The organism is Methylobacterium sp. A54F (genome assembly GCF_053346035.1).
In genome coordinates this window covers 461843-482759 of record NZ_JBKFBF010000002.1, presented here as the reverse complement: position 1 = coordinate 482759, position 20917 = coordinate 461843, and the positions used below count along the sequence as shown (strand labels likewise).

Sequence of the window (20917 nt, the reverse complement as noted above, 5' to 3'; positions counted from 1 at the left end):
AGATCGGTAGCACCGATAGCCGTCTCGCTGCAACAGTGGCAGGTAACTTCTGCCCTCTGTTTCAGGCACATCTATATCCTCGGGCGTGGGAGGTTGCGTACTGATGGCTATCTTCAATTATACAAATTTCACTAATGACACTCTAACGGGCTCTGGCACCGCAGATACTATCACGCTGAACGGCACCGGCAACGCCGTCTATGTAGATGGGTTGGCTGGCAACGACATTGTTGTTGCGACGACCGCCTCACAGTTCGGCTATCTTGGCGCAACGATCTCCGGCGGCGAGGGCAACGATACCATCAGCGGTTTCAGCAATGACAGCCTGCTGTTGGGTGGCGCGGGCGCCGACATCATCAACCTAGATGCACGAAGCGACGACATTACGGTCTACGGTGGCCAGGGCAGCGACACCATCCGGGGTACCGCGGGGGAAGAAGCCCTGATCTTCGGTAACATGGGTGACGACAGCATCCGGCTGCGTGGCGGAGGCAATCTGTCCGACAGCACCGTGTTTGGAGGCCAAGGCAACGATACGATCGCGGGCAGCGAGGAGGGTAGCGACTACTTGTCAGGCGATCTTGGCAATGACCTGATCAACAGCGATGACGATAGCGACAGCTCAACGCTGGTTGGCGGACTCGGCGACGACACCCTGAACTCGGACGGCTCAGGCGATCTCTTGTTCGGTAACCTGGGCAATGACACGTTCCGGCTGCGCAATACCGACAGCACGGTATTTGGTGGACAGGGCGTTGATCAGGTCACGATGACGGCAGCGGCCGAGGGGAGCGTCGTCTTCGGTGATCTCGGCAATGACGTGCTTACCGCCGGTGCGACCGAGGGCGTGGCACTCGATGGCGGCGAGGGCAACGATCTGCTCGCAGCGTCGGCTTCCAGTGCGGTTCTCACGGGAGGCGATGAGGATGATCTAGACATCTTCGACGTAACTGGCTTCAGTGGCTCTGACGATGGTGCACTCACAATCACGGACTTCGTGTCGGGCGTCGACGTCATCCGCACGGGCTTCGGCAGTGCGTTTCCAGGTACGAACTATAGTGAGGCTACGACCGACCAAGAGGGCTACGCGAGCGCGCTCGTCGCAGCCCAGAATGGTGGCGCGATCGCGGCCGGTAGCTACGTCTTCGTGGCAGCAGCTGACGCGGGCTATTTGTTTTATCAGGATGGCGCCACGACGAGAGGTCTTGTGCTTGAGGATGCCACATCCTTGGATAGCTTTGCCGCACGCGATATCGCATGAGTGAAAATCGCGACGCTTAGCCCCCATGTGAATGTCGCCCAAGGTGCGTGAGCAAAACTCCAACTACCAAGCAGGGCCGTTTTAGCCATCCGGCCAGCTAAGTAAATTGGGGGGCGTTGCGCAGACACAGGCGCTTGTAGCTCCCGCTGCAAGCGCCTGTGAAATTCACGACGTTTAGTTCAGTACTTTGGTTGTACGGCAACCTTTAGGCGAAGCCGCTTACTCAGCTGGTCGACCCGCCAATGTGCAAGCCTCGGGCGCCAATCGCGTCCACACTTCGTCGAGTGCTGACTGGAACGCGCGATACGACCAAGCCTGCGCCGTGATGGCTGCTGCTTCCCTGTAGGCATGGAGAGGAGCACCTCCTGCAAGGAAGAGGTCCACCGCTCGCGCAAGCGCATCCGCTGCGCCTTCAAGATCATCCTCTTCCACCCAGAAGCCGTTTGCGGCCGTCGCGTACTCGCGGCCCCCGATGCCGGTGAATCCCGCAACCACGCAACCGCTAGCCATGGCCTCCAGCGCCGTCATGCCGACTGCTTCAATTCGTGCGAGGTTGAGAAACACGCCAGCGCCCGCGAACCCGTCCGCGACCACCTCCTCGCTGGCTTCCTGGTATAGGGCCCAGCCCCAATCGGAGTGTCGGGGATGATACCGCTGAAAGAACGATTGGATGATCCGCGCCTCATCCTGCCGCTTCCGCGGCGCGCTGGCGATGACGCGCCGCTTCGCTTCACATGGCTGGAATTTGCGCTCATCAGCAAAGCAAGGAATCACCTCAATCTGCGCTTGCGGGAACGCACGTGCGACGGAGGCTGAGCAGATTCGCCCGACAGTGATGATGGTCGGGAATGCGTGAGGCCGGAACGCCTGCATCGCCTCATAGCCGACTGAAGCGAAGCTGTAGTGGTTCTGGCAGAAGATCAAAGTGCGGTTCGGCAATCCGGCTAGGTGCCGGATCGCGTTCGGAGCATCGCCTGGCACGACCAAGACGTCATCTTTCTGGAACGCCGTAGCGACCTCGGCCGGGACATTGTGCTTGAACCATCGCGGAAGAACCCCGCTCTCGTTCATCCAGAACACGGCATTAAACCCAAGCTCGCGAAGCGCTTCGACATGGCGCAGGATCATCTTCTGACCGCCTGCGACGTGCGGAGTGGGAAACCCGAGGTAGACCAGCCGGCTCATCGTCTCCGCCCCCTTAACGTAGCGAATGACACGATGCTCCTGTGATCGCGGTTCCAGCGCGTGTCAGGACCGTCCCTACGATCATCGATCAGCGGCAACCATACAAAAAAGCCCCGCAGCCTCTCGGCCGCGGGGCTCCTCGGTCACAGTGCGTCAGACTTACCCGAAGTAGCCAGTGCCATCGCCAAAGGCCATTCGGGTAACGCCCGAGAGCTCCACCGTCCCGCCCCCTGACAGTGTCAGCAGAGTGTTGCCCGAAGCCGAGGTCTCAACCCGATAGGTCTGACCCTGCAGGTCGATCCGATCACCCTGACTCTGCGAGAAGCCAAGGATCAGATCACGGCCAGAGTCCGCTCCAAACACGTAGCGATCCGCTCCGAGGTCTCCGGACAGCACGTCGTCACCGAGATCGCCCGAGAGCACGTCGTCACCCTGACCGCCATACAATGTGTCCGCACCCTGCCCGCCGAACAAGGTGTCGGCTCCTTGATTGCCGAACAGGGTATCGTTCCCAAGATTGCCGAACTGCAGATCGGACCCGATGTCGCCCGTCAACCGGTCATTGTCCTGACCGCCGAACAGGGTGTCGTCCCCCTGACCACCGAACAGCGCGTCCCGGCCTCGGTTACCCATCAGCAGGTCGGCATCCTGGTTCCCGAGCAACAGATCGTCACCAAGGCCGCCTTGCAGCACGTCGTTGCCGGCGCCACCGAACAAGCTGTCGTCGGCAAGTCCGCCCACGATCGTCTGAGCCGCCCCATCACCGAAGGCCCGGAGCGGGTCCGGCGCTGCGGCGAGCGCCGCTTGTTCCGTACCGTCACCGGTCGCGGGGGCGGGGGCGTTTGATCCTGCCTGAACGCGGACTGCGCCGAGGATGGCAGCGAAATCAATGTCGTGCAGCTCGACCGTACTTCCGGGGGGTAGCCCATTCGCATCCAGCACGATGGATTGCTGTTCGCCGCCTTGCGAGGAGGGCAGGCCCTCGATTACCAGAGGCCCGGCTGGCGCTGTTCGAGTTCCGGGGGCGACGGTCGGCACGATGGTCTGGACGAGCAGGCTCGTGCTGGGTGGCAACACATTGAGGAAGGCCCGGCCGTTGCCGGTGAGGAATCCTTGACCGGCCGAGCCGGCGTCGGTGCGCGCCTGGATGGCCTGGATCAGGCCCTCCGGGCCGGCGCCGGCGGTGGTGCCGATGGCTTTCAAACCGAACCCAACGGGGACCCGCGCGGTCAGGTGGGCGCTGCCGTCCGGGCCGCTCACCAGCGGGATGTCGGCCGCCGTGGAACTCGGATCGGTGTTCGTGCGGCCGTCCGTTACCACCCACACGGTGATGACCCGCGCGGGTCGCCCGTCCGGCTGGGTCTGCGTACTCGTGCTGACAGACACGCCGTCGACGAGTGTCGAGCGCGGATCGGAGGGCTGCGAGTCGCTACCACCTGTGGTGACCGGGGCTGCGGTGGTCCGGAAGGCAAGATTCGGATCAAGGATAATGTCAGCGTATGGGTTGCCGGCGGCGTCGCGGATCGCGCCGGCATCGACGGTCAGATAATAGTTGGTGGCGTAGTCAAGATCGTGGCTCGGGTTGATCATCACCGTGCCGCTTTGTACCTGTACGGCACCTCCCGTGACGCTGAGCGCTTCCACGACGGTGTTGTCGGCCGCGCGATGCAGGACAATAGATCCGGTGCTGCCGAGACGGACGGCCTCATCGAACGCAAGGACAATGTCGGCGTCGCGTTTGGCGCGGCCGTCACTGCCAAGGCTGCTGAACGTCGTCTGATTGAGCGTCGGCGCAATGGCGTCACTGCTCGTTCTAAAGCTGAGCGTAGTATTGTCCTGGCTGATGTAGGCGTTGTTGTTGCTGTTACGGATCGCCTCGCCTTCGACGGTCAGGTAGTAATCCGTGGCGTAATCGAGGTCGTGACTTGGATTGATCGTGACGGAGCTGCCGCCCGCCGACACGCCGGCTCCTACACCTCCTAAGACGTTGAACGTCTCCACGACCGCTCTGGTATCGGCGCGCCGCAAGGTGAGCGACCCGCTGTTGAGATGCACGCTCGCTGAGAAGTCGAGCACGATGTCGGTGTCTAGAGCCACGTCGGTGCCGGCACCGGTACCCGGTTGGCTGAAACTGAGCTGACTTAGGATCGGTGCCGCGGGATCGTCGACGGTTCGGAAGGCTAGATGCGGATCATTCGCCACGCCCGCATAGGAGTTGCCGGCGGTGTCTCGAATCGCGCCCGGCGAGATCGTCAGATAGTAGCCTGTCGCGTAGTCTAGGTCGTGCTGCGGGTTAATGGAGACGGTGCTGCCGCCGGCCACCACACCAGCACTCGAGCCGGAGGCGATGGAGAACGTCTCGACAACTTGATCGGTGTCCGAGCGCCGTAGGGTAATGCTACCGCTGTTGCCAAGTGCAATGGCTTCAGAGAATCGAAGGACTAGGTCGGCGCCGAGCCCGGCGTACCCGTTGGTACCGGTCTGCGTCGCGGTGCTCGTCCGGAGCTCGGGCGGCGTGGTATCGGTTGGCATCTCTAATCGTCTCTGGCCGGCCGCAGGCATCGGGCCCGCTGGCTCTCAGGGTTTCGGCTAGACTCGATGGCGGAAGTTAACGTTTGCGAAACGAGGATGAACGTCGCGCATCTGAATTCAGAATCGCACTTCTGTGTTGCGTCACCGGCACACGCCGCTAACGCTCTGGCGGACGCCGAAGCGGCTCGGGTTCGCTGCCGCTCCGGCCTTCCTGCCTCTCGCGCGGTATGGGTCGCCTCGGCCTCGTCTCTCCGGTAAGCGAGGGTCCTGCAACGCTGCCGAGTGCCCTGCTATGGTGTGTGGCCATCCTCGAACCGGACTGCTACCGCAGGAATGCGCTCCGGCCGACAAGCGGCAGGCTGCGCTCACCGAAACCTATCTGCGGCCGGCCCTTGGGGGTGTCCAGCGCAGCTTAGCGGATTTGCGGCGAAGCCTCGATGCTGGGCTAGCGGCTAGCGTCGTGGTTCGGCGTGGTAAGGCCTACCCGCTGGGCTGCTGCCACGAGATCACGATCGCGGTCCTGGACGCGCTTCGCGCCGCGCTCGCAGGTTCGGCGGATCCGGGTCTGGCGGCGCTCGCGGACTTCCTGGCGGCGGGGGGCGAAATCCGCCATATCTGGGGCGTCCTGCGCGAGCGCTATTTTCAGAACGCCCTTCAGGTCGGCTCGCTCTATGTCGACGTGGCCAATGATACGGTCGATCCGTCGAAGCCCTCGGTCGAAATCCTGCCGTTCGGGGAGGCGGGCTTCACGGCTCTGCGCGGACCCGAGCACTTCGCCCGGATCGCTGCGGGCTACTGGGGCGCCGATACCTTCGCCAACCACGCGCTGCCCGAGCTCGCGCCCCTGCTGCCGATGATCACCTGTGTGCCCGGGCAGGTGCCGCGCCTGCAATCCGTCACCGACTACATGACGGACCTGTTTCGGCGCGACGGCTTCCTGAGCGCTGAGACCTGGCTCGCGTCCGCGCCGCCGCCACCGCCGGCCGTCGCCGCGGATCTCCGCGGCCGTTGGGCCGATGCCATCGGCCCGGCACGAGGGTACAGCCAAGGCCGTGACGAGGCTGTGGCGGCCTGTCAGGCCGCGCGGGCCATCGGCGCTCACCGCGATATGGCTTGGCGCAACGCGCGCATCGCGGCCTACGCTCGGGCCTTTGGCGCCTAAGACCCCGCTCGCGGACCGCGCTGACCGTGCTACGGGTTCGGGCAGTGAAGGTCTGTCCCGTCCGCGATGATACCCAAGCTCATCCACCAACTTTGGATCGACGCCACCATCCCCGAGCGCTTCGTCGCTTTCCGCGATGGCTGGCTCCGGCACCATCCGGGCTGGACCTACCGGCTTTGGACCGATGCGGACGTCGCGGCCTTCGTCCGTGCGGCCGAGCCCGGACTGGCCGACTTATTGGACGGCCATGACCGGGCGATCTGCCGGGCCGATATCGCGCGCTACCTCATCTTGAAACATCACGGCGGCCTCTACGTCGACCTCGACTTCGAGTGCCTGCGCCCGCTTGATCCCCTGCTCGATGGCGCGAGCCTCAGCATCGGTCTCGAGCCGGAGAGCCACCTTGCCACCAATGCAGCGCAGGCACGCAACTTTTCGCGGATCTTGTGCCCCTCACTCATCGCGTGCCGCCCTGGGCATCCCTTCTGGGACGCGGTGACGGCGGACTTGGCTGCCGCGCGCGCCAAGGCGGACGTCCTCGATGCGACTGGTCCCTTCCTGTTGACTCGCACCTACGAGCGGCTCGCGCGCCAGGGGCTGGCCGGCGACGTCCGGCTGCTGCCGGCGGCTGCCGTCTACCCCGTTGATAAGTTCGCCTGCTGGGATGGCGGCCTCCACGACCTCGCTTTCCGGGAGCTAGCGACCCGGAGAGCCTTCGCTGTGCACCATTGGGACGGCGGCTGGTTCCGCTCCCCAAAGCAGCGTGCCCAAGAGCTGAAGGTGGCTTTAACCGGCCCCGCAGAGCCGCAGGCCCCTGATCCGGGCGACCCGCTGCCCCTGGTGTCCTGCCTGATGGTCACGCGGGGTCGCGCCGCACAGGCCCGGCTCGCCGTCGCCTGCTTCCAGGCGCAAACCTATCCGAACCGCGAATTGGTCATCGTGGAGGATGGGGACGACGCTACCCTGGCGGAGGCGGTCGCGGGCGATCCTCGGATCCGCCACCACCGAACCGGCGATCCGGCACCCGTGCTCGGCCGTGCTCGCAACCGCGCCGTCGCCCTCGCCCGGGGCGCTTACGTCTGCCAATGGGACGACGACGACCTCTACGACGCGGAACGCCTCGCGATGCAGATGGCAGCCCTGCGCGGAAGCGGCGCGCGCGCCTGCCTGCTGGCGCGCTGGACGATCTGGTGGCCCGGTGCGCGGCGCCTCGCGACTTCGCGCCGCCGGGCTTGGGAAGGTTCGATTCTGTGCGAGCGAGAGATCCTACCAGCTTATCCGGAATTGGCCCGCGGGGAGGACACGCCCGTCGTTGAAGCGCTTCTCGCCCGCGTCCGGGTCGTCCACCTCGATGCGCCGCGCCTCTACCTCTACGTCGTGCACGGGCGCAATACCTTCACGGGACCGCATTTCGACGAGCACTGGGACGCCGCGGAGGCGCGCTTTGCGGGCGATCGCTACGCGGCGATCCTCGAGGAAGTCGCCAAGCGGCTGCCAGTCGCGGCCTACGCCGCCCTCGCGGCGCCAGAGCCGGACTGGGATGAGGCGGTCGCGGCAGCAGGCCGCTTTCTCATGAGCGACTGCCTCGACGAGGCGGGGGCGGCCTTCGAGCGCCTGCGCCGCCGCAACCCCAGCCATCCCGCCGGGCTTGACGGTCTCGCCCGCGTCGCGAGCCGGTCCTGGGAGTGGGTCGCAGCCCTCGAGCGCTGGGACGAACTCTGCGCGGTGTTCCCGGAACACGGACCGGGCTTGCTCGGTCGCGGACAAGCCTTGCTCGAACTCGGACGCACGGACGAGGCTCGCGCGGTCTTTCAAGCGGCTAGCCGCCAGCCCCGCCATCACGCGCAGGCCGAGGCCGGGTTGGCGGAGACCGCGGTCCTCGACCGCGATTGGCGGGGCTCCCTTGCTGCGTGGCGCGCGATCCTGCACAGCCAACCCGAATCGAGCCGGGCCGTATTTGGCGTGGTGCAGGCGCTGGCCGAACTCGGGGAACTCGCGGCAGCCGAGGCAGAACTGCGTTCCGCCGCCGGCCTGACCCCCCGAGATCGCCTCAGCGCGACCGCGCTGCTGCTGCAGAAGCGCCACCGCGACACCGAGCTGGTGGATCTCCTCGCCCGCCATCCCGACCTTGTCTCCGCCGATCCGAGTCTCAAGGCCCTCCGGTTCCAACTCGAGCAGGGGCGGGGCCGGGCGCGTGAAGCGCTGCGTGCCGCGAGCGGCGGGGCGAACGAGGCCGCCATCGAGGCGCTCGGAGCCATCTACGCACCCGATGCGGATCCGGAGCATACCCTCCCCGCTCTGTACGCCCTCTGGCGCCGGCACGGTCTCGCGGTGGCAACGCCGGATCTCCTTGCGCTGCTGGTTCGCGCCGCTGAGCAGGCGGCGGGGGCGCCCGGGGCCGGCGAGGTTCTGGGCGCGGTCGAGGCCCTCCCGCTGGACCGCGCCCTCCACGTCCGGCTGAACCTGATCGCCGTGTTCGAGCGGCTGCGCTTCGATCCGGCGGCGCGGGCGCCCGATGCCCTGCGTCGGCTTGCTGGGCGTCGCGATCCGCGAGCACCATTCGGCCGCTGGCGCGAGGCGCTGTTCCGGATCGCGCAAGCCTACGAGGCGGTTCATGCCGCCTATCCGAACAACAGCATCGACTCGGCCTGGCGAGAGGCCTCGGCCCGGCAGGTCGCCGAGCGGATCGCGGCCGCAGCACGACAGCGCCAGCCCTTCAGCCTAATCCGGCTCGGCGACGGCGAGGGCAACTTTCTCGCCTATCCGGAGGCTCAGGCCTGGCACGCACACGGGGATCGCGAGGCGACCCAGCGGATTTGGTGGGGCGAGCCACGGCTGGCGGCTTCCGAGGCCACTCGAATGAGCGAGGCGTTGCAGGAGGCCGTGCGGGATGCCGACATCGTCGGGATACCCGACCCTGCTCGCCTTGTTGCGGGGCTGCCTCTGCCCTGCCCAGAGGATCCCTATGCGACCGGGCACGACATGCGGGGTCTGCTCGTCATCCTCGATCATCTCGTTCGGGCGGCGCGGCAAAGCGCGGAGATTGGCTTGTTCCGGCCGGAGCAGCTCCTCACCTCCTGCCACATCCACGCCGATCTCGCAGCCTTCGGGCTCTACGAGGCCCTGTTTGCCGAGATCGGCTCGGTCGCGGTCCTAACCTGCCACACGAGTCTTGCCGAGCGCCTGCGCATTCGCTTCGGCCTTACCGTGACACGCACGATCCTGATTCCGCATGAGCGCAAGTACGGGTCGGTCTTCGGCTACGCGGCGGGGGAGCAGCATTACCCGGACGCGTTCGAGCGCTTACGAGAGACTTTAGCGCCGACCCATCCCGGTGAGGTCGTCCTGGTAGCAGCCGGCTTTCTCGGCAAATTGTACTGCCATTGGATCCGCTCACGCGGCGGTATCGCGCTCGATGTCGGCAGCATTGTCGACCATTGGTGCGGCTTCAATACGCGCAGCCTGCAATTCCGGCAGCGCTACGCTGGCCCGGCCAGACGGCCAATGCCGTCAGAGCCTGATCGTCCAACGGTTGTTCCAGCGCCTACCACCCCGCCCGCGGCGTCCGGAAGGCTCCGCATCGCGCGGGACCGTACGGCCCTCCAGGCTTGGGATGTAACGCGGTCCGGTCCCGTCGGGGTGAACCTCTTCGCAGAGGTCGGGAAGGCGACCGGCATCGGCCGGGCCGGTGCCGGATCGCTCGCGGCGCTCCGCGCGGCGGGCGTGCCGGTCCACCTCGTCGACCCCCACGCCTCGCCGGCCGCTGGGCGGTCACAGCTGCCTTATCCGGTCAACCTCTTCCACCTCAATCCCTGGTCACTCCTCGACAAAGGCACCTGGCAGACAGGCGTGTTCGACGCTGAGACGTTCTCGCATCGCGTCAACATCGGCTGCTGGGCCTGGGAAAGCGCAACTACCTTTCCAGAGACCTGGCGCCCCGCCCTCGGCTTGCTCGATGAGGTTTGGGTGCCGAGCCGCTTCACGGCCGAGGCACTCAGTTCTGTGGTACCGCTGCCGATCCGCGTCGTGCCGCATGCCCTCGATCTTTCTCGCGGTCCGACGTTCATTCTCCGATCAGGGCGCGAGGAAGCGTTCCGGTTTGGGTTCGTCTTCGATGAACTCAGCGGTTTCGAACGAAAAAACCCACTCGGCCTCATCGATGCCTTTCGTCGCGCGTTCCCGGCGGGCGAGGCCCGCCTCGTCCTAAAAGCCAGGACGCTATCAGCTCACCGCCGCGAGGCTGTCGCGCAGGCATGCTCCGGTCATCCCGGGATCAGTCTCGACGTCGGCGAGCTTTCGCGCGAGGATCTTCTCGCCTGGATTGTTGCCTGCGATGCCTACGTGTCCTTGCATCGCGCGGAAGGGTTCGGTCTTACCGTGGCCGAGGCCATGGCATTGGGCACGCCGGTCGTTGCGACCGGGTATTCCGGTGTGTCTGAGTTCCTCGATGACACGACCGGCTACCCAGTGCCGTTCACGATGAACGAGCTCGCCGAAGCGCGCGAAGCCTATTCGGCCGGGACTGTTTGGGCGGAACCGGATCTCGATGCCGCCGCCGCGGCGATGCGGCGGGTTCGGGATAGGCCCGGCGAGGCAGCCCAGCGGGCCGAACGCGCACGCGTTCGCGTAGCGGAACGCTACAGCGCCGAAACCATCGGGCGTCAGATGCGAGCCGAACTCAATCGCATCATCGGTACCACGCCGTCACGGCTTCGTCCGACGCCGGTCACGAGCTCGAATCGCGCCACCAAACCCTGCCCAAAGGTCTTGGTCCTGACACCCGTGCGGAACGCCGCCCACGCCCTCGGCGGCTACTTCACGGCCCTCAAAGCTCTCGACTTCCCGGCCGATCGGCTCGACGTCGCCTTTTTGGAGGGCGACAGCAGCGACGATAGCCTCCCATGCCTCGAAGCGCATGCACGAGACCTTGTTCGGCGAGGGCATCGAACGCAGGTGCTGCGCAAGAATTTCGACGTGCGCTTTGCAGGACCACGCTGGGCACCCGAGATCCAGCGGCTGCGCCGCGCTGGTATCGCGCGCGCGCGCAATTGGCTCCTTGGCGCAGCACTCGGCGATGCGGATTGGGTTTTGTGGATCGACGCAGACGTGATCGCCTACCCGCCAGACACTCTGACGCGCCTCCTCGCAGCGGAGCGTCAGATCGTGGTGCCTCATTGTGTCCTTACGCCGGGCGGGCCGACCTTCGACCTCAACAGCTTCCGCGCCGCTAAGCCCGCCCATCTTGCTCAAGAACTTGTCGGTTCGGACGGGTTGCTGCAGCCCCCTCGCGGCGAAGGCCGTCTCTACCTAGAGGATTTCCGCGATCACTCCCTCGTCGAGCTCGACGCGGTCGGCGCGAGCATGCTGCTCGTGCGCGCCGACATTCACCGGGAGGGCTTCGTGTTCCCGGTCGTCCCCGTCGGAGGATTGATCGAAACGGAGGGGTTCGCCGCTATGGCACGGGAAGCAGGCCATCGTTGTTGGGGCCTGCCGGGCCTCGAGATAGTGCACGCGTCGGCTTGACCGATACGAGATCCTGGATCGCAAAACGAGCGCTTCATCAAACAACCAGGGTCTTCGGGTGCAGATGGTTCTGCACGTAGACGCTCGATCCGACGTCGAAAGCCAAGCGCTTTTTCAAGTGCGCGTAATAATGGTAGACTTCGCTGCCGTTGACATCTTTCTGCAACACGGGTGGTCCATCGAAGATGAAACTCGCGAAGTCGCTGCTATAGCGCCCCGCGGCCAGTGAGCCATCAGATAGGCGGGAGAAGAGGTGGTCGAGATTGATGCGGAAGGCTGGGAGGTCGCATCCTGCCATGGAGGCCAACATTCGGCCAAGGCGCTGCGGGTTTGAGCGGCACAGGCAAATGCCGAAGGTCCAATGATAGCCGTGATCGAACAGGTAGTGGGCCGATGCCCAAAGATCGTAGGATATCGCCATGAGGTCGGCGTCGGCCGCAAAGTCTTCGACGGCGCGCAGTTTGGCTCGCACTTGATCGAGGGTCGTGCGCGGATCGAGCAGCGGCCGGATATCGTCGGCATCAATGTTCCAGAACCAGCGCGACCCGGTCAGCTCGAAGGGCGTGAGATTGGCGATGCTCTCCCAGCCCAGAAGGTTGAGCGGGCGCCGTCCATCCTTGAACAGCACCCGAGCCTCATTTGGACCATCGCGGAGGCTGCGGCTCTCCGCAATGGGATAGCGGTCGTAATGACCGGCAAGGTCGAGGCCACTGTCGTCGAGCAGCCGGATCCGGTACCTGGCTGGGTCGTTGAAGCATGCCATCCAGAACGACACGAAAGGATGGATGTCGAAGGGCCGTTTCACGCATTTCAGGAAGACATCGATCCGCTCATCAGATCGATAGGCAGGGTCGCTCGCCGGAAATAGATGGAGGGGCGCCAGCTCGATCTCTCGCGCGTTTCGTTGCGCCTCCTGCAGCTCGTTCAGAACGGCTGACCATGCCGGTTGCCGATGCGCGCGAACGCCGAGACGCGAGGATAGGCGGTAAAGGCTGGCTACAGGGCAAGCGGTGACCTGATCGAGCAAGCGGCCGTAGCGCAGTGCGGCTTCGACGGCACTGCGGTTTGTCGCCGATACAATCGCATGATCGAGAAATTCACTGGTCTGGCCCGCTGAGAGCCGATCTAACATCAGCTTGAGGAACGCCTCGCAACAGGCATCGCCACCGAGCACGAGCAGCAACCGCAGGGCGTTCAAGACGCTGGCCGCGTTGAGTACTCCGGTAACAGCGAGGCTCGCAGCAAGGGGCTGCGCGAAAGCGGCTGTCAGCCGGCCGCGCCGCGCTGCGGCCCCAATGACAGCCTGGGCGACGGCGCTGTGGTGCGGCGGCTCCCAGTCAACCTCTGCCGGCGGATGGACGATGACCGAATCAGGCTTGAACGTCAGGAGCGCAGTGATCCCCTGCCCGAGGCTGATCGCATCCGCGGCATCCCTATAGGCGCCCCCATTCCGGCTCTGCAGCTTACGCAGCGCGCAAGCTGCAGCATCAAAGTGGCCGTGGTTGCACGCTACGGTCACGAACGCTTCGAGGATTGCAGGCTCGTTCGACTCCAACGCTGCTGGCCGCAACATCTCGTAGCCGTCTGGTGCATTAAGCGCTCGTGCGAGGACACCATTGAGAAGGGCCCGCGCGGTCGGATCACCGGTCAGCGAAACAGCTCGCGCGTAGCCGCGGATACGCGCAGCGACTGCCTCCACCATCAGGCCCTGCATCTCGAGGAGGGATGCGGTGGCGAGGTGGACATCGGGATGATCCGGCTCCAGCGCGCGCAGGGCCTCGATGCCGCTGATGAGCGCGGCACGATCGCCCACTGCGAACTGCGCCCGCAGATGCTTCACGGCGCGTTCTGTTGCATCGAGGTCCGTCATGCAGCTTGCTCCGCAAGCCCTTCATCACCCGTCACGCTGTGGCCGCTTCGAAATGATAAAGCCCCAGCGCGTAGGCCGCGATGATCGAGTCATAATCGTCAAGGACGAATCCGCTGAGCGACAACCAGATGAGGGCGTGGATGACCCGGATCGCCTCACGGTCGCGTCCAAATCCGTCTTCAAGGTTGTCGCGCAAATGTTCCCATCCGTGGGGTTCGATGGCTACTTCTAGGCTGTCATCGTGCAGTCGTAGAACGAACCGCCGCGCGTTGAAACGATCGTAGCTCCCTGCTACCGAATAGTAGAGCTTAGCCCAGTCATAACGCGGATCCCCGTATAGCGATGGAACGCCGAATTGGCCGCGAGGATCGATGAACCAGGGCTTGCCGTCTGCATCGATCAGGGTGTTTGAAAAGGTCGGATCGCCATGGATCGGCGTGAACGATCCGTGAATCAGCGCGTCAACGCATGCATGAAACCATGCTGCGTGAGTTGGATGTAGGATGTTGCGGCATGAGACGCCGTTGATCCGCAGACGGTCATGGGCCGTGATGGCCGGGACCAACCGCCTGACTGCCTCCAGCCTTGCAAGCGGCTTCTCGCGATACATCTGGTCGGCAAGCGCAGGAGTGCCAGGACGCGTTCCGCTAGAGTGTAGTCGGCGGAGCGCCGTGACGATGGTGGCGAGAACACGCTCCTGCCCGAGCGGACCGCGGTCGAGGTCGAAGGGATGGCAGCCTCGTACACGGGCCAGGGTTAGCGGTTCCTCTGCGATCACGGCGGGAACGTGAGGGAAACCCAACGCGGCTACGGCACCATACCAACGCGTCTCAGCTTCGATTAGGGGAGCGAAGCGAGCGTCCCTTGCTCGTTTCTCGACGGTGTCCTCGCCGACTCGTACTGCATTGAAGTAGCGCGCGGGTGGTACGCCGCGCTCCTGCGCTGCGAGTGCGGCAACGGTGCCAACCTCAAGCGCGTCTTCGATCCAAAACGGGTCAAGCGGTGCGTCATTTTCGGCGAGCCAGGCGACGAATTCGCCGCTGCCCGGGCACCCAGCAAGGAAACGGCGTCCAGGCACGCCGAACACGCCCAACACCCCATTAGAATGTGAGGTGACCTCCTCCAAGCCAGCGTCCTCAGACCATGACCACCGACACGGGAAAGAAGACGTAAGCCCCAGGCGCAACGCGCCATCGATATGAACCTCAGGCAAAGCTCCGAGTCGGAGGTCGCTCCACACGAGCAGGAATGGCTCACTATCGGAGGGTAGTCGGGCTGCGGCAGCGGTTAGACCTGCTACGGTCCCTTTTCCCGTAGCCTGCACAATCTGCATCGGGACGGGCGGTGGAGAAAGCTCCGCATAACGCGCAAAGACATCGGAAAGATGATCAACAATAACAATGAAAGTTGATTTTGGGAACCGATCGAACAATCTGTAAATGAGAGGCTGACCATCAACTGAAACAAGGCACTTCGGCTTATTGCGCGTGTGATGCGCAAGCCGCGTGCCCATGCCGCCTGCCTGAACGATTACGTATGCTACATCGTTGATAAGAATTACCAGTGCTCCTATTGCCTCAGAAAACAGCATTAAGCATAAAGTCTTAGTACAGTTGTAATTTGAAGCCAAGTTCGTTGCGTTTTTTGCCGGATCGGAAGCCAGTTAAACTTTACTTGCTCTGTAGCACGCCGCGGACGGCGCGGGTTCCCGTCCTGCAAGTAGCCCAGCCCGTCGCGGATGCGCGCGAAAGCCCAGCATTCCTTCAAGCTAGCCTCTTTCGACCCTGATCGGAATGGAGGTCCGCGAGTCGGCCTCGCCTGATTGGATTTATGAGACTTTGCTGGAACGTGCGGAGCCAACCCAATGAGAGTTCAAGTTTATATTCCTCCACCAGCGCGTTCGATCCGCCGGCCATCCAGATTTTATTCGGTAAAACATGAGTCGGTTGCGTCAGCTCGGCTGAGCGTCGATGCGGGTGGGATCGATGAACGCGGGCTTGAGGGCGGCTAGGATCTCGGTATGAGCTTCATCGTTCAGGGCGCCAGCATTCTGGAAAAGTACGCACTTCCTGCGAGTGGCGCTGAGTTAAATAAACGAGCCCCACCTTCCGATGCACAAACTGCTAATCAGGCTCGGGTTACGGTTTGGAGATCCCGCCGACGAACACGATTTCGTCGAGCGCTTCACACTCGACGATCGCATCCGGACCCAGGCCGCGATGGTGCTTGGAGCCGTTATCTACTGCGCCTTCGCCGTCTGGGACTGGATCCTCGACCCCATGGCCTGGAGCACTACGCTGCCGATCCGCCTCGCGGTCGCCAGCCTCGTGTTGCTGCCGCTGACGGTAGCCCTGGGCCTGAAGATGGCTCGTCCCTGGGCGGAGCCGATCTATCTCATCTACTGCGTCGTCCCGGGCTGCGTGCTCAGCCTCATCTACCTTCAGCTCGAGCCTGGCTTCGACCACGCGGCCGCCGGCCTGATCATCGTGATCCTGTTCGTCTCGACCCTGCTCCCCCTTCGCCTGCTCTCGCTTGCCGCCTTCTGCGGCCTGACTTGGGTTTGCTTCGTCGCCTGCGAGGCCTTCGCAATCCATGAGCGTCCTGGCATGCGACTCGTGAATAATTTTGAGATCGGCATAGCGTACGTGCTCTCGCTCTACGCGGTCGGCGTCCGAGAGTACCGGGCCCGGCGGCAGTTCGAGACCGAGCGCGCGCTACGGCGCGAGAAGGAGCGCTCTGAGACGGCTCTGGCAGAGCTCCATGACGCGCAAGCCCATCTTGTGCAGGCCGAGAAGCTCGCCTCCCTCGGCGAACTCGTTGCCGGGGTAGCGCACGAAATCAACACGCCGGTCGGCCTCGCGCTCACAACCTCCACGGCGATCGAGGGTGATCTGAAGCAGCTCGTGCGAACCGTCGAATCCGGTCAGGTGCGCCGCTCGGAACTGGTGGCGAGCGTGGGGCGGCTCCAGGAGGGAACGCGTCTCCTGTTCCTGAACCTCAACCGTGCGGCCGACCTCGTTCACAGCTTCAAAAAGGTCGCCATCGACCAAGCCGTTGAGGAGCGTCGCACCTTCGAGGTTCGGAGCTGGTTGCTGGAGTTGCTCAGCACGCTCGGTCCCCTACTGCGGCGGAAGGGGCTTGAGGTCCGGCTCACGTGCGAACCCGGCATCCTGCTCGATTCCTATCCGGGGGCGCTGGCGCAAGTGATCAGCAACCTTGCCTTGAATGCGAGCATCCACGGTTTTCCTGATGGCCGACAAGGGCTCTTAACACTGAGTGTCACGCGTGACGGGCAAACCCTTCGCATCGACTTCGCCGACAACGGCGTGGGGATCCCGCCTGAGTACCTCCCGAAGATCTTCGATCCGTTCTTCACCACCCGGCGCGATCAGGGCAGCACGGGCCTCGGTCTGCATGTGGTGCACAACCTGATCGTTGCGACGCTCCAGGGGCGCATCGAGCTGGACAGTACGATCGGTGCGGGCACGCGGTTCCGGGTGGAGGTCCCCCTGACGAGCGAGCGGGGCCTCACCCCTGGAAGCCTAACAGCGGCGTGATCGACGCTTGAACAAAGAACTGCCGCCTGCGCAAGGCCAAGCAGGGATGAATTGTCCGAAACTAACCTTTCCGGGTGATTCTATCATCAACGCAGGTGCATTGAGATGGTGAGGATTGTACTTTGCTCTTGAGCAGGTCCCCCCGAGCGGGAGCAACCTTGAGCCCGCCCTGAGCAAAGCTGCGCTAGGTCGCGTTCTGCCACCTCGATGGACCTTTTTACCAGTCCGCACCGGGCGCGGTCTGGGGTCTGAGCCCGAGCACCCTCGCCTCGTAGTTCACCCTGCCTCAGTGCCCGTCGAAGAAGGCGCGAATGCAGCCAGCGGCGTGCTCGGCCATCTCTTCGGTGATGCCGGGGTAGACGCCGATCCAGAACGTGTCGCGCATCACCCGGTCGCTCGCGGCGAGGTCGCCGACCGTCCGGAAGCTCCGCTCCAGCATGTAGGGCTGGCGGGTCAGGTTGCCGCCGAACAGGAGGCGCGTGCCGATCCGCCGCTCGTTGAGGTAGCGGACGAGATCGTTGCGGCGCCCGGGCTCGCGCAGCGTCAGAGGGAAGCCGAACCAGGAGGGCTCCGAGCGGGGCGTGGCCTCAGGCAGGACCAGGCGGTCGGCCAGTGGCGCGAGGGCCGCCTTGAGCTGCGCGAAGGTCCGATTGCGCGCGGCGATGAAGCCCTCGAGCCGGTCGAGCTGCCCGAGCCCGACGGCCGCCTGCATGTCGGTGATCTTCAGGTTGTAACCCAGGTGGGAATAAATGTATTTGTGATCGTAACCGTGCGGCAGCGCGCCGAGCTGCCAGTCGAAGCGCTTCCGGCAGGTGTTGTCCTGGCCCGGCGCGCAGTAGCAGTCCCGCCCCCAGTCGCGCAGGGATTCGAGCGCGACCTTAAGGCGGCTCGACCCCGTGAACACCGCGCCGCCCTCGCCCATGGTGATGTGGTGGGCGGGGTAGAAGCTCAGGGTGCCGACGTCCCCGAAGGTGCCGACACCCCGCCCGTCGTAGCGGGCGCCCAGCGCATCGCAGCAATCCTCGACGAGGAGGAGTCCGTGGCGCTCGGCGAAGGCCGTGACGGTGCCGAGGTCGAATGGGTTGCCGAGGGTGTGGGCAACCGCAATGGCGCGCGTGCGCGGCGAGAGCGCCGCCTCAAGCCCCGCGACGTCGATGTTGTAGGTTGGGATGTCGACGTCGAGGAACACCGGCACGAGGTTGCTCTGCAGGATCGGGTTGACCGTCGTCGGGAAGCCGGTCGCGCAGGTGATGACCTCGTCGCCGGGGCGCAAGCGGCGCTCGCCGAGCCGGGGCGAGGTCAGCGCGCTCACGGCCAGCAGGTTCGCCGACGAGCCTGAGTTGCAGGTGAGCAGGTAGCGGGCGCCGACGATCCCGGCGAGGCGGCGCTCGAAGGCGTCGTTGAAGCGCCCCGTCGTCAGCCAGAAATCAAGGGCTGAGTCGACGAGGAGCCGCATCTCCTCGGCCCCGTAGACGCGGCCGGAGACCGGTACCGGCGAGACGTCCGGCGCGAAGGGCTGCGGCGGATTCGCGGCCTCGTGGTAGGCGCCGACGAGCCGGAGGATCTCGGCACGGATTGTCTCCGCGGAGTCCATCGAAGCACTCGCGCCCGTACCGTGTTCTGTTCCGCCCATGTTTCCTCTAGGTCCGCGTGCGGACGCCGCCGGGTCCAGGCTCACACACCATCGGGAGGGGCGAGCGTTCCTCAGTTGGTCAACAGCCGAACCACTGATAATCAGCCGGGAAACGCATTTCTCGCGCCTTTGTCAACGCGGACGGCCCGGCGCAGCCGAGGTTCAGGCGGAGCGGGAGCCATGAAGGTCGTCATCTTGGCCGGCGGTCGCGGGACGCGGCTCGGTGAGGAAACCTTGATCCGGCCGAAGCCAATGGTCGAGGTCGGTGGCAAGCCGATCCTGTGGCATATCATGAAGTACTACGCCACCTTCGGGCTCTCCGAGTTCGTTATCTGTCTCGGCTATAAAGGGTACATGATCAAGGAATTCTTCAACAACTACTACTTGCATATGTCGGACGTCACGATCGATTTGCGCGACAATTCGACGACCGTCCACAACAGCACGTCAGAACCCTGGCGAATCACCCTCGTCGAGACGGGTGAGGCGACGATGACCGGTGGGCGGCTGTCGCGGGTCCGCCGCTATCTCGGTGACGAGCCGTTCTGCATGACCTACGGCGACGGTGTCGCCAATGTCGACATTGCCGAACTGATCGCCTTCCATCACAGCCATGGCCGCGCTGCGACGGTGACGGTAGTGTCGCCCGCCGCCCGGTTCGGCGCGATGCGGCTCGACGGCGATCGCGTCGTGCGCTTCAAGGAGAAGCCGACCGAGCCGAGCGATGTCATCAACGGCGGCTTCTTCGTGCTGGAGCCGCGCGCGCTCGACCATATCGCGGGCGACGACACCATCTGGGAGCACGAGCCGATGGAAATGCTCGCGCGCGACGGCGAGATGCAGGCCTTCCGCCATGCCGGTTTCTGGCATCCCATGGATATGCTCCGTGACAAGCTGCATCTCGAAAACCTCTGGTCGCGGGGTGAGGCCCCCTGGAGGCGCTGGTGAGCACCCCGCGGACAGACCGCCTGCCGGACCCTGGGTTCTGGGACGGACGCTCGGTCCTTTTGACGGGACATACGGGCTTCAAGGGCATGTGGCTCGCCCTCTGGCTCCAGGCTCTCGGCGCCCGCGTCCACGGCTTCTCGGACGGGCCGCTCACCGGTCGCAGCCTCTACACGGATGCCGGCCCGATGCCGCTTGCGGACGATGGCCGCGGAAATGTCTTGGATGCCGTCGCGGTGCGGAACGCCGTCGCGCGCAGCCGGCCCGATCTGGTGCTGCACCTCGCCGCCCAATCGTTGGTGCGTGCCTCTTATGCGGAGCCGGTCGAGACCTTCGCGACGAACGTGATGGGCACGGTCAACGTGTTGGAAGCGGTGCGCGAGCGCCCGGGCCGTTGTCCCGTCGTCGTCGTGACGAGCGACAAGTGCTACGAGAACCGCGAGACCGGCCGTGCGTATGCCGAGGGTGATCCGCTCGGTGGCCACGATCCTTACAGCGCGAGCAAGGCTTGCGCGGAGATCGTGGCCTCGGCCTACGCCCGCTCCTACGGGCCGGGCGGTTGTCTGCGCGTGGCGACGGCCCGGGCGGGCAACGTGGTCGGCGGGGGAGACTATGCATTGGACCGCCTCGTGCCCGACCTGGTGCGCGGCCTCGCCGCCGGCAGGTCCGTCGAGATCCGCAACCCCGGCGCTATGCGGCCCTGGCAACACGTCCTCGAGCCTCTTTGCGGATACCTACTCCTCGCCGAAAGCTTGACCGACGCGGCGTGCGCATCCGGCGAGGCCTGGAATTTCGGGCCCGATCCGGAGTCCGAGGCGACGGTGGGTATGGTCGCCGATACGGTGTGCCACCTTTGGGGGCGGCCCGGCGGCTGGCGATCGGCGTCAGAACCGAATGCGCCCTACGAAGCCAAACTCCTCAACCTCGACGCGACCAAGGCCCGCGCAGGTCTCGGCTGGAAACCCCGTTGGCACCTGAAGGAGGCCTTGGCGAAGAGCGTCGAATTCTACCGCGCAAACCTCACCGGTTCGGATCTCCAGAGCTTCGCCCTGGGTCAGATCGAGGAATATACCGATCGGCGCGCAGCGGCGCGGCGGACGGCACAAAAATGTCCCAACGTCATGAAGATATGAAAATCTTCACTTCTGCTGAAATGTGAGAGACTTTCTGTCATGACCGAACGAAAACAGCAGATTGTCGGGGTATCGACAATCCTGCGCGCAGCGTTTTTCACAGAGATGCTGCGGAC

Annotated in this window: 11 protein-coding genes and 1 pseudogene; 6 read left to right on the top strand and 6 right to left on the bottom strand. The window is 64.6% G+C overall.

Going from position 1 to position 20917, the window contains the following annotated elements; translation table 11 throughout:
- Positions 1-103 precede the first annotated feature (103 nt).
- Complete coding sequence (locus tag ACLBXP_RS05930; protein WP_447666645.1) at positions 104-1261, top strand: calcium-binding protein; 1158 nt, start codon at positions 104-106, stop codon at positions 1259-1261.
- Between the two features lie 219 nt (positions 1262-1480).
- On the opposite strand, the gene ACLBXP_RS05925 is transcribed toward ACLBXP_RS05930, so the two are convergent.
- Entirely contained in the window at positions 1481-2446 is a 966-nt protein-coding gene (locus tag ACLBXP_RS05925) for a glycosyltransferase (protein WP_447666644.1), read from the bottom strand.
- Between the two features lie 159 nt (positions 2447-2605).
- Complete coding sequence (locus tag ACLBXP_RS05920; protein ID WP_447666643.1) at positions 2606-4978, bottom strand: Ig-like domain-containing protein; 2373 nt, start codon at positions 4976-4978, stop codon at positions 2606-2608.
- Positions 4979-5270: 292 nt separating this feature from the next.
- On the opposite strand from ACLBXP_RS05920, the gene ACLBXP_RS05915 reads away from it, so the two are divergent.
- Together ACLBXP_RS05915 and ACLBXP_RS05910 are read left to right on the top strand one after the other, a co-directional pair.
- Positions 5271-6140 (top strand): hypothetical protein, encoded by an 870-nt coding sequence (locus tag ACLBXP_RS05915; RefSeq protein ID WP_447666642.1) that lies wholly within the window; start codon positions 5271-5273, stop codon positions 6138-6140.
- Positions 6141-6206: 66 nt separating this feature from the next.
- Entirely contained in the window at positions 6207-11663 is a 5457-nt protein-coding gene (locus ACLBXP_RS05910; RefSeq protein ID WP_447666641.1) for a glycosyltransferase, read from the top strand.
- A 37-nt stretch (positions 11664-11700) separates the two neighbouring features.
- Here the strand turns inward: ACLBXP_RS05910 and ACLBXP_RS05905 are convergent, their stop codons facing one another.
- The 3 genes and pseudogenes from ACLBXP_RS05905 to ACLBXP_RS05895 form a co-directional block, all read right to left on the bottom strand.
- The gene (locus ACLBXP_RS05905) at positions 11701-13533 is read right to left on the bottom strand and encodes a hypothetical protein (RefSeq protein ID WP_447666640.1); all 1833 of its coding nucleotides are present in this window, start codon (positions 13531-13533) and stop codon (positions 11701-11703) included.
- A gap of 31 nt (positions 13534-13564) precedes the next feature.
- Entirely contained in the window at positions 13565-14659 is a 1095-nt protein-coding gene (locus ACLBXP_RS05900; RefSeq protein WP_447666733.1) for an aminoglycoside phosphotransferase family protein, read from the bottom strand.
- Between the two features lie 111 nt (positions 14660-14770).
- Positions 14771-15124, bottom strand: a pseudogene (locus ACLBXP_RS05895) (NTP transferase domain-containing protein); the annotation flags it as partial.
- Between the two features lie 520 nt (positions 15125-15644).
- Here ACLBXP_RS05895 and ACLBXP_RS05890 point away from each other — a divergent pair.
- Positions 15645-17090, top strand: coding sequence for a sensor histidine kinase (locus ACLBXP_RS05890; RefSeq protein ID WP_447666639.1), 1446 nt, complete (start codon positions 15645-15647; stop codon positions 17088-17090).
- Positions 17091-17376: 286 nt separating this feature from the next.
- On the opposite strand, the gene rfbH is transcribed toward ACLBXP_RS05890, so the two are convergent.
- Positions 17377-18684, bottom strand: coding sequence for a lipopolysaccharide biosynthesis protein RfbH (gene rfbH / locus ACLBXP_RS05885; protein WP_447666638.1), 1308 nt, complete (start codon positions 18682-18684; stop codon positions 17377-17379).
- Between the two features lie 219 nt (positions 18685-18903).
- Here rfbH and rfbF point away from each other — a divergent pair, with 219 nt between their 5' ends.
- Both rfbF and rfbG read left to right on the top strand, forming a co-directional pair.
- Positions 18904-19671 carry a glucose-1-phosphate cytidylyltransferase gene (gene rfbF / locus ACLBXP_RS05880; RefSeq protein WP_447666637.1) on the top strand — a complete coding sequence of 256 codons (768 nt, stop codon included), beginning with the start codon at positions 18904-18906 and terminating at the stop codon, positions 19669-19671.
- Positions 19668-20801 carry a CDP-glucose 4,6-dehydratase gene (gene rfbG, locus ACLBXP_RS05875; RefSeq protein ID WP_447666636.1) on the top strand — a complete coding sequence of 378 codons (1134 nt, stop codon included), beginning with the start codon at positions 19668-19670 and terminating at the stop codon, positions 20799-20801. The genes rfbF and rfbG overlap by 4 nt, the downstream gene beginning before the upstream one ends.
- Positions 20802-20917: the final 116 nt, after the last annotated feature.

What these genes read in the sequence shown, in the direction of transcription:
- ACLBXP_RS05890 (WP_447666639.1), top strand. Translation starts at nt 15,645, where the DNA reads ATGCACAAACTGCTAATCAGGCTCGGGTTACGGTTTGGAGATCCCGCC.
- ACLBXP_RS05925 (WP_447666644.1), bottom strand. Translation starts at nt 2,446, where the DNA reads ATGAGCCGGCTGGTCTACCTCGGGTTTCCCACTCCGCACGTCGCAGGC.
- rfbF (WP_447666637.1), top strand. Translation starts at nt 18,904, where the DNA reads ATGAAGGTCGTCATCTTGGCCGGCGGTCGCGGGACGCGGCTCGGTGAG.
- ACLBXP_RS05920 (WP_447666643.1), bottom strand. Translation starts at nt 4,978, where the DNA reads ATGCCAACCGATACCACGCCGCCCGAGCTCCGGACGAGCACCGCGACG.
- rfbH (WP_447666638.1), bottom strand. Translation starts at nt 18,684, where the DNA reads ATGGACTCCGCGGAGACAATCCGTGCCGAGATCCTCCGGCTCGTCGGC.
- ACLBXP_RS05915 (WP_447666642.1), top strand. Translation starts at nt 5,271, where the DNA reads ATGGTGTGTGGCCATCCTCGAACCGGACTGCTACCGCAGGAATGCGCT.
- ACLBXP_RS05930 (WP_447666645.1), top strand. Translation starts at nt 104, where the DNA reads ATGGCTATCTTCAATTATACAAATTTCACTAATGACACTCTAACGGGC.
- ACLBXP_RS05910 (WP_447666641.1), top strand. Translation starts at nt 6,207, where the DNA reads ATGATACCCAAGCTCATCCACCAACTTTGGATCGACGCCACCATCCCC.
- ACLBXP_RS05905 (WP_447666640.1), bottom strand. Translation starts at nt 13,533, where the DNA reads ATGACGGACCTCGATGCAACAGAACGCGCCGTGAAGCATCTGCGGGCG.